We start from the raw sequence: 14,808 nt of genomic DNA, 5'->3' as shown, positions 1-14,808 counted from the left end.
AAGTATGTCTGAAATTAGAAGCCAGTGGTGGTTTTTCTATTAATAATAAACTATTTTTATTTTTCCGCTCTACCCTTCACTTATACAATATATTCAAAGGAATGAATATGAATAATGATAAAACTAAATCACTAAAAACGATTACGGAAAATAATATTACTCGCAGTAATGAAATTGCTAATTTAACAAAAATGTCAAAAAAATCAACGATAGACACAAGCGAGTTAATAAATTCGAGTGGTATTGCTGAAAAAGGAAAAGTGGAATTTATTAAAACAAAAGATGATCGCTATGTGGTAAGGTATTTAAAAGATGATAATAAAAGTAAATTCTCAATTAATAGTTATTTTTTGAGTTATAACAAAACTGACCAAAGTCATTTTTATCCATACTATATTGATATCCCTAAAGAACCATCAGACAGTTTTTTTCTATTTACAGATACGCTAGATAAACATTCTTTAATTGTCACTGATTATGATAAAGATCATTATCGGGTATACAATGACTGTCGTATTAATAGTTCTATATTATATGATAATGTTGTTATGGCTGTTGATTATAAAGATTATCGTATTAAAGGGAAGGATAGTGGCAATGCAACGGCTTATATGCAGTATGTTAATAATGAATGGCAATTATTCTATCAAAAGCAAGAAACAAAATATTATGAAGGTAAAAAAAATTTAATATTAAACGGAAATGGCAGGTTAGTGCAAAACTCACCTAGCAAAGAAATTAATAATAAAAATGAGTTTATAAAGTATAGAGATGCAGTACACCAAGATATATTATCATTAGCAAATGAGCTGAATATTGAAGTAAAGAAGATAGATAGTGGTCTCTATATTCAAGATAAGGATTTTCCTGAAAGTTCCATAAATAATACGTGGAGAGATTTGAATACAATAATCTATAAAAAATTGAATAGAAACATTTCAATATTAGATGAAGTGCAAAATAGCTGGAGGAATAAAATAAAACAACTATATAAAATCTCAGCCAGTGAAAGCATAAAAATAAAGGTTCTACAACAAAAAATAATACAGAGTGATATATACATTAACCTTTATCAAAACCGTTACAGTAAAGCCCTGGTAGAAGCCCGGCAAGTTGAACGTAGTTGGCTATGGTGGCAGTTAAAAGAAAAATATGGAATGAGCGCCGCTGTAAAGGCAGGGGAACAGATTATTCAAGGAGGAAGTGATGAAAACAAGAAAACGGTAAATGAGCGCTATGAAAATTTAGTTTTTGTACATAAGAATTCAAACAATATGCCATTTAGACGACGTTTTAGCGAAGGCATGGAGGATTTCAATGAAGTGAATATTTCAGGTGTTAATAGAAAAATGTCGTCTTTGGAATTAAAAAAGCTGTACTTAACATTGGAACTTAGCCCAATAGAGCGTGGGGCATTGTATCAACGAATTAGCAAAGTCAGCCATGAAGAATACATAAATTATATATTGAGTGAAGCAGGTAAAGTCAGCAAGCTGTTTTATTCCTTTAATAGTCAATCAAATCGGTTAATTCCACAAGACTTCTATTTGTCACTTATGGGAGGAGAAACTAAGGGGCGATGTTATCCATTAGTAAGGGCAATGTCTGTAGCATTAGCTAAAGATGGGGAAAATGGTGCTGATGTATTAATTAATAAGCTATTTATTGCCTCTGCGAGTCCAAAAGATAAAGACTCAATACTGCTTAAATCAGCGTTAGAGAAGCTCCATTCAAATATTGATGCGGTTGAAGCTTCTTTTTCGCATGGCCGAATGGGAATTGAAGAGACGCAAAAATTATTGGACGCAGGGGAAAAAACAGTAATGTTTGCTATTAATAGCCAAAACCACTCAATGCTGATTGGGAAAACGGTAGGGAATGACCAATCACATTACTATTTTTATGATCCTAATTTTGGGCTATTTACATTTAATAATAGTCGAGAACTCTTCATTGCTTTTAAAATGTATATGGTTGAACACAAAATGGCTGACTTTTATTCGGCATTTGGTAGCGCTAAAAAACCTCATTTTGAGATTATTACAATTTCAACGGAAGATATGGCGATTGTCTCTGTTGGTAATGGCTTAAAGGTAGGTAACTTAAGTGATTCAAATGAACTTAGTCAGTTAACTAAAAGGGAGCAAGAAAGCCGTCGAGTCATTGAAAAACAGAATATAATAAAAAATGACCTACAGTTACAAGGAACTCTCAGCATTTTAGAGGCAGAGCAATGGGGGGATAGGCTAGATAATTCAATCAAAGGTTTGTTATTTGAGTATCAAATGACTAAAAAATGGGTTCCTATTTTCTCTACTTTACAAGAAACTAAGAATGGCAAATATCGCCTACAGTTCGTTAATTATGACGACCCAGAAAAAAGTCATTGGGTAGAAACTGAAGATACCACTTTTTTAGAGTTCAACCATTACTATAATAAAAAGATGGAAGAATTTAAAGAGTATTCCCATGTTGAAGAACGTGATACTAAACTTAAAGAGTTTGACAATGATATTCACTCTTTTGATGGATTAAATACGGGAGTTGCTGTTCAATCATTAATCCAATGGTATTCTGATGAAAATAATAATATTAAACCAATGGAAACAGATGATTTTAATTTAGCACTTGCTCTAAAGATTCATGGTTATATTAATTATGGCATGATCTCACACGGTATAATGAGTGATTTATCTAAAATTGTAGGGGTTGTTCGAAAAGGATTGAAAAATAATTTAATAGTAGAGTCTAAAGCCATTAATATTTTTTCTTCCTCATTGGCTCGAACTGCGAATGAAAGTACAGCGATATTATTCAATGGTGCATTAGTTGGTATTGATGTATATGAGCTATCCCGTGCAAAAAGCGAGCCATATAAGATCATCTTCGGCACACAGCTTGCTTTTGACTCAGCAAACTTGATCACTGGTGGCGCGAGTTTAGGTGCTGGGCTTTTAGGGGCTAGCGGTGTATCAACCTTTATGAGTGGGGCTGGTGTTATTTGTGCGGGTTTGAGTATTGGCTTCACGAGTTTAGCCCGTAATTTTGTAGTTATTGGAGAGGATGCAAAATCGGTTGGTCATTATTTTTATATGTTAGATCAAGCTTATCAAAGTAATGGATATGATTATTTGACTAAAAGAAAAATAGCAACGCCAAAATTTGGAGCAGTGTTCAAAAAAATAGATCTTAAAAATAACCAGATAGAGTTTGATAGCCAGTATATTTATAGAACAACTCCGCATTCTGCGGGTGGAGGACGAAAAAATTATATTTTTTGGGCCGGTAATTTCCCTACAATGCTTCATGATCGGCAACAAGCACTAAATATACGCCAAGGTATTGGTTATACAAATAGCTACAGAGCTTATGATTATTTAGAGGCTGAAATAATTGTTTTACCAGTGACACCTAAATCTTACATTAAATATAATTATAATCTGTGGCCTGGTGCAACAACACGTCATGATAATGGATTTGATATTATTCGTCGCTTAGAAAATACAGATAAATTTGACTATGACTTTTATATTTTTCCAAGTGAGAATACGATAACACAAATATTCCATGAGTATGTGGATACATCAATAGAAGTAAATTTAGATGATAAGTATCGTTATGTGGTTGTTCCTAAAATCCCTAATGAATGGTACGGTAAGTTGAATTATTCTATTAAAGGAAATGGTGGGGTATATAGAATAGCACCTCAATTAGGAACTAAAATTACATTGTTTGATGAGTCTGGTTCTATATCACCTTCTAATTGGTTGATTGATGGAACATTTTTTGAAAATGATGAAATAATAATTCACCATGATAAAGTTATTATTTCTGGAGTGGAAGTTTATTTTTCATCCTCAATGCCTAAAGATAATATATTGTATATTAATAGTCAAAATGAAATTTATAAGATTGATTGTTTGAATTTAACTTACTATCTAATCAGTGAAGATGGTAATAAGTGGATAGGTAAAAGTGATAGATTATCTGAACATTTGGATGAATTAAATTCTCAACACAAGTTTAATAGTCAATATATAATAATTGAAAACTATCAATATAATGGAAGGAATGTGGGGCGTGCATTTTATCAAACATCTACAGGTCATTATATTTTTACTCATTATTCTGATGATAAAACGAATAGTGCAGACTCTTTTGTTATTCTTGGTGATTCGTTTTATTTTTATTCTAAAAAATACAATTTAATATGGGTAACTGGCTCTGATAATAAAATAAAATGCAAATATATGCTAGTTAATAATCAGGGTAAGTCTTTTGAATTAATAAATATATGGGAAAATAATGGAGCTGTTTATTTTTCATGTCGTTATCAAGCTCATGATTTACCGGAAGTTGTGACCTACATGATTGATGGTGATAGTATTATATTTATTGGCGTTTTTGTCGATGAGTTAACACACTACCAATTATCTGAAGGGCAAGATAAAATACCTAAAAAAATGTTAGAACAGGTTTTAGATAAGTATATTCTGTCAGTGAGTGATCATGAAAAACTAGTTACTGATAATAATGCAAACTCATCAAATTTTGCGGAAATAATATTAATTACCGGTGTTGATAAGAATAATAACGTTTATCATTATTGGTTAAAATATGAAGATGGCACGGTTATTAAGTCAAATGTCATTTCCTATTTAGACTCTATTGACAAAAAAAACGTTAACTCCAATAAATTAAATCAACCTAAAGATATTATATTGGTCGCTAGTCTAATTGATGAAGAGGGTAATGATGTATTTTATTTTTATAGTCGAGATAAGAGCCGGATTTATCGTCAGGTTGGTGCGTCTCCTAATATATCTCAAATAGTTGAACAACAAGTTAAGTGCATTGAAGTTTCTAATGTAGATAGCATTGTTTTTTCTCACGGGATACTCCTTGTTATTAATAAAGATGGTATTGTTAGCCAAGTTTCAGCTAAAGGAGAAATGAAAAATTTTGCTATAAATGAAAACTGGTTTGATAAAAAAACGATTTGGTGGGAAAGTTTAAAAGAAGTAAATAATAAGAATGGTTTATATTTATTACTTGGGATTAAAAAATTGCATAATAATGAGGTGATACCTGCTTGGTATGATAATGGAAATATTATTATAGCTCACCAGTTATCTTCTAAAAATACACTACAATATTTAGGAGTAGATGAAAAATCTTCTGCTGCTATTATTTATGATATGTCAAGTAAGCGACTTTATTGGCAACCTTTAGCAACGACTCAAGAGTTAGATAAAGCCTTTACTGGAAATAAAATGTATAACCCTGCTTCATTACCATCTTTGTATGAAATATACCCTAACATGAGATTTGAAACAGTTAAAAGATTAGCAAGTGGGTTGATCATGTATACTTCAAATAATGAAATCTTATATCACGACAGTTCTATGGCTCATGCAGAAGGTAGTAAAAAAGAATTTCTTTCTTCATTGCTTATCAAAGGAGGGAATCAAAAAGATATTATTAATCCTCCTGTTATTGATAATGTCAAAAATATTGTCTTGAGTGCTGGAAATGAACAAGATAGCTATATTATTTCCCGAGCGGCTTGGCTACATTACCAAGTGATTATTATTAACAATCATGCTAGTGATTATTTAACTGATACTCTCGTTTTACCTGTAGATGATATGGAAACATTAGTTGTAAGCCGTTTTGACGATGACCTTATTCTTACTGATATCAATACTAATAGTATGTTATTAATTAATAAGGCTTTTGAACCAAATGCTGAAAAGTATCAGCATCTACAACTGCGTTTTTTAAATTCAACAGAAGAAATCAAAGTAAAAACGATAGTAGAAAGCTATGGGCTTACTGATGGTTTTTTGTCCGAAACCAGTAAGCTTGATAAAAGTAGTGAAGAAATAGCACTGAGAAATGAAAATCAATTGTTACAACTGGCAGACACAGCAGTGTCGTTGAATACTGATGAGAGTACATTTAGCAATCAGCGTATTGTTCAATCCCCTTTAACAAATCCCCCTCTTCACATCGGACATATACTATAAATTATTATAAATTAGCCGGCCATCAGCGCTGGCTAATAAAACGGCTTAATTTGAATTAAAATATTTCTTATGTAGCTTAAGTTTTTATTTTGTTTTTTAATTCGCTTTTTTTAATTGTTTATTGGTGGTTAGGGCTGAATATTTAGCTTTGTAGTCTTTTGTGTCGCTAGGGATACACTTATCTTGGTTTTTGTAAGGAAAATAAAGCATTTCTTGTTGGTTAAATCAAAAATGAATTAAATTGCGCGGGGTAGATCGCACTTTTAACTTATCCACATTTTCATCTCAATAAATTAACTCTATATTTCACAGCTTATAAATAACTATTAACAATATGCACGCGCTAAAACTAAACTTGCTTCCAAAGCTATGGAGTAAACATGGACGCTTCAGAATCGTTAACACCATCAGTGAGCCCAACGCCCTCGAACAAACGAGGGTGGATAATCTTAGCTGTTGATATCGTACTATTAATTCTATTACTAAAATATTTACCATTCGATGACAAAGCGAATGCAGGTCTTGCAATGATGGTTTTCATTGGTGTGCTTTGGTTAACTGAAGCTATCCACGTCACCATTACTGCATTGTGTATTCCTATCTTAGCAGTCGGCTTAGGGTTGATGAATACAGGGGATGCATTGAAATCATTTGCAAACCCAATCATTTTCTTATTCTTCGGTGGCTTTGCGCTAGCGACAGCTCTACATATCCAAGGCCTTGATAGGCTAATTGCAAATCGCTTACTCATGGCTGCTCGTGGGCGCTTATCAGTAGCGGTATTATTACTGTTTGGTGTAACTGCATTGCTGTCTATGTGGATTAGTAACACAGCGACCGCAGCAATGATGCTGCCATTAGTATTAGGTATACTGTCTAATCTCGATGTCCGCCATGAGCGCAACACTTTTGTGTTTGTTCTATTAGGTGTTGCTTATAGTGCAAGTATTGGTGGTTTAGGTACGATTGTCGGTAGTCCACCAAACGCAATTGCAGCTGCAGCTTTAGGTTTAGATTTCTTATCGTGGATGAAATACGGTATTCCAATCATGGTAGTGTTGCTGCCAATGATGTTTGTATTGATGTACATGATGTTACGCCCTAACCTGAAACACCGTTTTCAAATTGAGTTAGAACACGTTGAGTGGAATGGCAAACGTATTACCGCAATGACGATTTTCCTTTTAGCCGTAGTTTGTTGGATCACAAGTACGTTTATTAGTGATGCATTAGGTGGCGTAAAAGATTTAGATACAATTATTGCGATGAGTGCTGCCATTTTAATCGGTATAACAGGTGTTGCTAGCTGGTCTCAAATTCAAAAAAATACTGAGTGGGGCGTATTGATGCTGTTTGGTGGTGGTTTAACACTGAGCGCAATCTTGAGTTCTTCTGGTGCAAGTAAGATCATGGCCGACTGGATGCAAATGACATTTGGTGAAAGCCACTGGTTTGTTATTATTCTAGCTGTTACTACCTTTATTATCATTCTAACTGAGTTTACCAGTAATACGGCGAGTGCAGCTTTATTAGTACCTATTTTTGCAACAGTTGCTGAAGCATTAGGTATGCCTGTCATTGTCTTAACCATGATTATCGGGATAGGTGCATCTTGTGCATTTATGTTACCTGTCGCTACACCGCCAAATGCGATTGTGTTTGGTTCAGGTTATATTAGGCAGATTGAGATGGTACGTGTCGGTGCGGTATTGAACGTGGCCTGTATCCTAGTTATTTCATTGTTTGCTTGGTTTGTCTGGATGTAACTTAGTATCAATTCATCTTAACTTAATGGCCTCTTTTTGAGGCCGTAAGGTTGTTGGCAAAGCGGGATAAAAGCGTGGTTTTTCCCGCTTTGTGTTATCAGCCGAAAATCAACAAATTGATTTTCCTAATTTATTTTCAAAGCCTATTCGACTTGCAGCCAAACATAATATGTTTGTCAGCAGTCTGACGGCCTCTTTTTGAGGCCGTTATTTTTTGCACTCCAAATGGAAATTAGTGCGCCGTTTTAGCAATAAGAGCTTGCTGGTTTTTCCCTATTTTTATTATGCCTTTATCTGAAAATGTAATGTCTGCATCCCCGCGTACAGAGAAACTCATCGTATTTATAACCCCTTGAATATCTATTTTATTTTGAGGGCAAAGAAAATTGTCTTTACATTGATATTGGTGGCTTTCAAGCACAATATTACGACCTGTCAATTTAGCCTGTTCATTTAGCTCTAACTGATTACCTTGAATATATGGAATATCAGTTTTGAATTTTGAACTGTATTTGACAACGCCTTCACTAGGGGAAAGGGTGCTATTGCCAGATGCGCTGATATAATTTTGTATGGCAGAGTGGATATTAAGGGAGTTTTGCAGCTTTATTTGGTCTGCAACTACATTTAGCTTTGATAGTTGAATTGGGTTTCCTTGTTGCTGGCTAATACTGATTTGGCTAGCTGGCTGAGTTGAAAACTTCAATTGGTTATAGTCCTCCAATTTTTGGAGTTCTAGTTGGTTGTCTTTATCTTTGTTTTTCACATATTTTTTTTCAAACTTACCGGCAATTAAGGATAGGCTATTAATATTATCAACGGTGCCGTCTTTCCATGAAATACCATTAGGATTCGCGATAACAAGGTTAGCGCGTTGCCCTTTAATACCTAATATTCCTTGCAAGTGGCTTGCTTCAGTTCCTGTGACTTCTGCAAAAATAAGCCTTGCTGCTTTATTATTAAGCTTAGTATTACTGTTAATGTCATTATTGAAAATTAAGCCATCGTCATTAGATGAGAGACTTTCAAATGTATTAAATGAAATGTTGTTCTTTAGAGGGGCTTCTATATTGATGACTTTTGCCTTAGAGATATCAGGGGATTCGGCCAATGATGCATTGTGATACAAGGTACAAGTTAATAGAGTGAATAATATGGTTTTCTTCATTTTTAGTAGCTCCTTGCTGTAAAAATTCCTTTTATGATTAAAAGTATAATGCACCGAGTTGATTATTTTACTAATCAAAAATTAGCTGGGTTTAATAAAATATGATACGCAGACCCTCATTGTCCTAGATGAAACACGATATTTTCATTCTAGCCGCACTAAGGGGCGTTTCTATTTTGGTTATCAGACGCCTCTATTTGGGTTATCAAGAGAGCGAAGGCACAGATACTGATTAGCTTGAAAGGGGAGGCGGTCTGCAGCAAGTTAGAATTAATACACAAAAAAAGAGCCACTTATGTGGCTCTTTTCAATTTACCTATCAGCAATTATTGTGCTGTTGGTGGATGGCTGTGTTCAATATCCTCTGACTTCTTGGTAAAGCGGCGACGGATCACCACGAAGAAGACAGGCACGAAGAAGATAGCCAATGAGGTTGCGGCAAACATTCCCCCAAGAACACCAGTACCTACTGAGTTCTGGGATGCAGAACCTGCACCGTTACTAAACACCAGTGGGATAACACCTAACATAAATGCTAAAGATGTCATCAGAATTGGTCGTAAACGCATTTTAACTGCATTCAGCGTTGCTTCGACTAACCCTTTACCTTCTTTCTCCATCAAGTCTTTGGCGAATTCAACAATCAAGATTGCGTTTTTCGCCGAGAGCCCAATGGTTGTTAAGAGACCCACTTTAAAGTAAACGTCGTTGTCTAGACCACGAACACTGGTAAACAGTAACGCACCAATAATACCTAATGGAACGACTAACATAACTGAGAATGGAACTGACCAGCTTTCATAGAGAGCCGCCAAACACAGGAAGACCACTATCAAGGAGATTGCGTACAGAGCAGGGGCTTGGTTACCTGCTAAGCGTTCTTGATATGACATACCTGTCCACTCGTAACCAATTCCTTCAGGCAGGTTTTCAGTGGTGAGTTTTTCCATTAACAGCATCGCATCACCCGTACTTTTCCCAGGAGCTGCTTGGCCTTGAATGTTCATCGCAGGGACACCGTTATAACGCTCTAAACGCGGTGAACCATACTTCCAAGGGTCCTTGGATTCGTCCATAAAGGCAGAGAACGGAACCATTTTACCTTGGTTATTACGAACATATAGGTTACTGATGTCAGAAGGTAACATACGGCTTTCTGCGTCACCTTGTACGTAAACTTTCTTCACACGACCACGGTCGATAAAGTCATTCACGTAGCTTCCACCAAACATAGAACTCAATGTTGCGTTGATATCACTAATAGCAACACCTTGAGCCTGTGCTTTTTGTTGGTCAATATAAATACGGTATTGCGAGGTATCATCCTGACCATTTGGACGAACACCTTGAAGCATTTCTGGGTGCTGAGCAGCTAATCCAAGTAACTGATTACGGGCTTGCATTAATTTATCATGCCCCAAGTTACCTTTATCGACTAACTCAAAGTCAAACCCGTCTGCGGTACCTAACTCAACAATTGCGGGTAGGTTAAAGGCGTAAATCAATGCCTCTTGTTTTTGTGACAGTGCGATATTCGCGCGCTGTACAATCGCATCAACGTGGTTTTCATCACCTTTACGTTCGCTCCAATTTTTCAGAACGACGAAAGCGAGACCCATATTTTGTCCTTGACCTGCGAAGCTAAAGCCCCCTACGGTAAAGACCGATTCAACGTTTTTGGCTTCTTCGGTATGGTAGTAGTTATTTACTTCATCCAATACCGCTTGGGTTTGTTCCTGTGTTGATCCTGGTGGTAACTGGATCATAGACAAGAATACCCCTTGGTCTTCCGCGGGTAAGAAGGAAGACGGTAAGCGAACAAACATGAACGCCATACCAACCACTAACAGCAGGTAAATCACTAAATAGCGGCCAGTGCCGTTAAGCATACGGCTTACACTGTCGGTGTAGTGGTGTGCTTGTTTTTCAAATGTACGGTTAAACCATCCAAAGAACCCTTTTTGGCTACCATGGCTGCCTTTTTCAATTGGCTTCAACATGGTGGCACATAGTGCTGGTGTTAAGATCATCGCAACCAGTACTGACAAGATCATGGACGATACAATGGTAATAGAGAACTGACGATAAATTGCCCCGGTAGAACCTCCAAAGAAGGCCATTGGGATAAATACCGCAGATAGAACCATTGCAATACCGACTAACGCACCTTGGATTTGACCCATTGATTTTTTGGTCGCTTCTTTTGGTGACAAGCCTTCTTCTTGCATAACACGCTCAACGTTCTCAACAACGACGATGGCGTCATCGACGAGAAGCCCGATGGCGAGTACCATCGCGAACATGGTCAAGGTGTTTATGGAATAACCAAATGCCGACAAGATAGCAAAGGTACCTAACAATACGACAGGTACTGCAATTGTTGGTATCAGCGTTGCACGGATGTTTTGTAGGAACAAATACATAACGACAACAACCAGCATGATTGCTTCCACTAACGTTTTAACTACTTCGTTAATTGAAATTTTAACGAATGGAGTTGTATCGTATGGATAAACAATCTCTAACCCTTGAGGGAAGAAAGGTTTCATTTCCTCAAGTGCAGCACGGACGTTATTAGACGTGTCTAACGCGTTCGCACCAGTTGCCAGTTTAATACCGATACCTGCTGCTGGCTTACCATTAAAGCGGGCAATCGTACTATAGTTTTCAGCACCTAATTGGACATCAGCAACATCCTTAATACGCACTTGTGAACCATCTTGGTTTACACGTAATAAAATATTGCTAAATTCTTCAGGGCTATTCAAACGTGTCTGCGCAATGATAGAAACGTTTAAACGCTGGTTTGCTATAGACGGTGAACCACCGAGTTGCCCTGCTGCGACTTGGTTATTTTGTACCTTGATCGCATTAATGACATCCGTTGTGGTCATGTTGTACTTAACGAGTTGCTCTGGTTTTAACCAAATACGCATTGCATATTGGGTACCGAACAGTTGAGTTTCACCTACACCGTTAACTCGGCTAAGTGGGTCTTTAATGTTTGACCCTACGTAGTCGGCAATATCGTATTGCCCCATTGAGCCATCGCTAGAAACGAAACCCGCAACCATTAAGAATGAACTAGTTGATTTATCGACACTAATACCTTGTTGCTGAACTTCTTGTGGCAACAATGGCATCGCCAGTTGCAATTTGTTTTGCACCTGTACTTGCGCGATATCACCATCAGTTCCTGCTTCAAATGTCAGCGTAATGCTAGCAGAACCTGATGAATCACTGCTCGATGACATATATACCAAGTTATCGATACCGTTCATATTCTGTTCGATAACCTGCGTTACTGTATTTTGTACCGTCTCAGCATCCGCTCCCGGATAGTTAGCTGAAATAGAAACAGCCGGTGGCGCGATGGTCGGGTACTGTGAAACAGGTAACTGGATAATTGCCAACAGACCAGCAAGCATGGTGATAATTGCAATTACCCACGCAAAAATTGGTCTTTCTATAAAAAACTTAGGCATTAATCAGCCGCTCCCTTATTTAGACTTTTCTTCAGGTTTTGCCTGATTGTCTATGGATTGCGTTTCTAAGTTTGCTTCCTTAGGATTCACAACAATTCCTGGTTTGATTTTTTGTAAGCCGATGACAATGACACGATCACCTGCTTGTAGACCTTCAGTTACCAGCCATTTGTTGCCAACTGCTTGTCCTGCTTTAACTTGTCTGACTTCAACTTTATTCTCAGCGCCAACAACCATGACTTGAGAAGTTCCTTGAGCCGTACGAGACAATCCTTGTTGCGGAACTAGAATCGCATTTTCAACAACACCATCTTCTAATACAGCACGAACAAACATACCTGGAAGTAACTCTTTGTTCGGATTAGGGAACATGGCTCTCATCGTGATAGACCCTGTTGTTTCATCAACAGTGACATCAGAGAATTCCAAAACCCCTTTTTGTGCGTATTCTTGACCGTTATTATTGATCAAACGGACAGGCGCTTGCCCTGACTCTTGCTGTACAGCACCTTTCGCTATCTCATTTCTCAGACGTAAGAAATCGTCACTCGACTGTGTTACGTCCACATAGATAGGGTCAAGTTGCTGAACACGCATTAATTCAGTGGCTTGTCCTGATGATACTAAAGCTCCCTCAGTCACACTCGATTTGCCAGTACGGCCGCTAATCGGCGCAGTGACTTTGGTATAATTCAGGTTAATACGTGCAGTTTCAACCGCTGCTTCAGCCGCTTTGACGGCAGCAAGTGCTTGTGCATAGGTTGAGGTCGCTTGGTCGTATTCCTGACGACTAATGTAATTAGTTCCTAACAATGGTTTATAACGCTTCACCGTTAAGGCAGCCAGATTTGCATTTGCTTGTGCTTTTGCTAGCTCCGCTTTTGCGCTGTCATAGGTTGCTTGGAATGGTGCTGGGTCAATTTGGTATAAAGATGTCCCTGCTTCTACGTCGCTACCTTCTTTATAGTTGCGCTTTAAAATGATGCCACTAACCTGAGGGCGAACCTCGGCAACACGAAATGCGGATGTACGGCCTGGTAACTCGGTTTTGAGAGTCAGAGGTTCGGCTTTAAGCGTAACAATTCCTACTTCAGGCGCCGGGCGTTCTCCGCCACCTTGTTGTTCATCGTTACAACCAGATAAAGCCAAGCCACCTGAAAGAACTAACAGAGCCAGAGGTAACACCCCTCTGTTTTTTCGCATAAGTTAACCTCAATTAATCAATATGAGTTCAAAACAAAAATAAGAAAAATGGTAAACAATATGATTTATCACTGTGCTATAGTACAAACATACACGAATGTATGTAAATCAGCTTTCGATAGAAACGGGTCACAATGGCACGAAAAACTAAACAACAGGCTGAAGAAACCCGTCAGGAAATATTAGATGCTGCCATCAAAACATTCTCTGAACGAGGAGTTTCTGCCACATCATTAGCCGATATTGCAAAAGCAGCGGGGGTTACCCGAGGTGCAATATATTGGCATTTCAAAAACAAAGTTGATCTCTTTTATCAAGCTTGTGAATTTGGTGATAACCAAATAATACAAGCTGAAGAATATTATCGTTCTAAATATACCAATGATCCACTTTCAATACTAAGAGAATTATTAGTTTATATTTTGACTGGTTTTATTGAAAGTCCTAAAAATCGCGCTTTGATGGAAATTTTCTTTTTGAAGTGTGAATTAGTGGGTGAAATGGCAGAGTTAGTTGATTTTAAACGCGCTAACTATGTTGCGAGTCAATGCCGAATAGTTGACAATTTGACTGCCTGTATTGATGCAGGTCAACTTCCTGCTGACCTTGATGTGGAAGCAGCCGCGATTATGATCCGTTCATTAATGTCTGGTTTATTAGAAAACTGGCTACTCCAATCAGAAAATTTTAATATTAATCAACATACAATTACATTGGTTGATACACTATTAGAAACACTAAAGTGTAGTACGACAATCCGGTTAAAACCAATTCAAACTGAATAAGTGGAGTCCATATGACCTCTATCTTGATTATTGCCAATGGGGCACCTTACGGCAGTGAAACACTGTTCAACTCATTACGACTAGCGATAACGTTAAAAGAGCAAGAGCCGCAGTTAGATTTAAAAATTTTTCTGATGTCAGATGCTGTGGGCGCAGGATTGGCTGCTCAAAAGCCGAAAGAAGGCTATAATCTTCAACAAATGTTAGAGATTTTAACGGCACAAAATGTCCCCGTGAAATTATGTAAAACTTGTACAGATGCCCGCGGTGTAAGTGAGTTAACTCTTGCTGATGGTGTTGAAGTAGGCACGTTAGTTGAGCTTGCAAGCTGGACATTAACGGCAGATAAAGTATTAACTTTCTAATATATTA

7 protein-coding genes are annotated in these 14,808 nt (G+C 37.2%); 4 read left to right on the top strand and 3 right to left on the bottom strand.

All coding sequences use genetic code 11. The features are described from left to right. The first annotated feature begins 107 nt into the window (after positions 1-107). Positions 108-6,029: a TcdA/TcdB pore-forming domain-containing protein gene (locus tag CYG50_RS14100; protein WP_168222861.1), complete on the top strand. Its 5,922-nt coding sequence runs from the start codon at positions 108-110 to the stop codon at positions 6,027-6,029. 380 nt (positions 6,030-6,409) lie between these two features. Next, positions 6,410-7,795 carry an SLC13 family permease gene (locus CYG50_RS14095; protein ID WP_102139405.1) on the top strand — a complete coding sequence of 462 codons (1,386 nt, stop codon included), beginning with the start codon at positions 6,410-6,412 and terminating at the stop codon, positions 7,793-7,795. A gap of 232 nt (positions 7,796-8,027) precedes the next feature. Here the strand turns inward: CYG50_RS14095 and CYG50_RS14090 are convergent, their stop codons facing one another. The 3 genes from CYG50_RS14090 to CYG50_RS14080 form a co-directional block, all read right to left on the bottom strand. After that, positions 8,028-8,963, bottom strand: a complete 936-nt coding sequence (locus CYG50_RS14090; RefSeq protein WP_102139404.1) for a two-partner secretion domain-containing protein — start codon at positions 8,961-8,963, stop codon at positions 8,028-8,030. Between the two features lie 326 nt (positions 8,964-9,289). Then, a complete protein-coding gene (locus tag CYG50_RS14085) occupies positions 9,290-12,448 on the bottom strand; it encodes an efflux RND transporter permease subunit (protein ID WP_102139403.1) in 3,159 nt (1,052 codons plus the stop codon). A 15-nt stretch (positions 12,449-12,463) separates the two neighbouring features. After that, positions 12,464-13,651, bottom strand: a complete 1,188-nt coding sequence (locus CYG50_RS14080; RefSeq protein WP_102139402.1) for an efflux RND transporter periplasmic adaptor subunit — start codon at positions 13,649-13,651, stop codon at positions 12,464-12,466. A gap of 134 nt (positions 13,652-13,785) precedes the next feature. Between CYG50_RS14080 and acrR the strand changes: the two genes are divergently transcribed. Together acrR and CYG50_RS14070 are read left to right on the top strand one after the other, a co-directional pair. Continuing rightward, the gene (acrR, locus tag CYG50_RS14075) at positions 13,786-14,436 is read left to right on the top strand and encodes a multidrug efflux transporter transcriptional repressor AcrR (protein ID WP_102139401.1); all 651 of its coding nucleotides are present in this window, start codon (positions 13,786-13,788) and stop codon (positions 14,434-14,436) included. A gap of 11 nt (positions 14,437-14,447) precedes the next feature. Then, complete coding sequence (locus CYG50_RS14070) at positions 14,448-14,801, top strand: DsrE/DsrF/TusD sulfur relay family protein (RefSeq protein WP_102139400.1); 354 nt, start codon at positions 14,448-14,450, stop codon at positions 14,799-14,801. The last annotated feature ends 7 nt before the right edge of the window (positions 14,802-14,808 follow it).

Source organism: Providencia huaxiensis (assembly GCF_002843235.3).
Classification (GTDB): Bacteria; Pseudomonadota; Gammaproteobacteria; order Enterobacterales; family Enterobacteriaceae; genus Providencia; species Providencia huaxiensis.
Note: the sequence above shows the minus strand (reverse complement) of the source record. Positions and strands in the feature narration are given on the sequence as shown.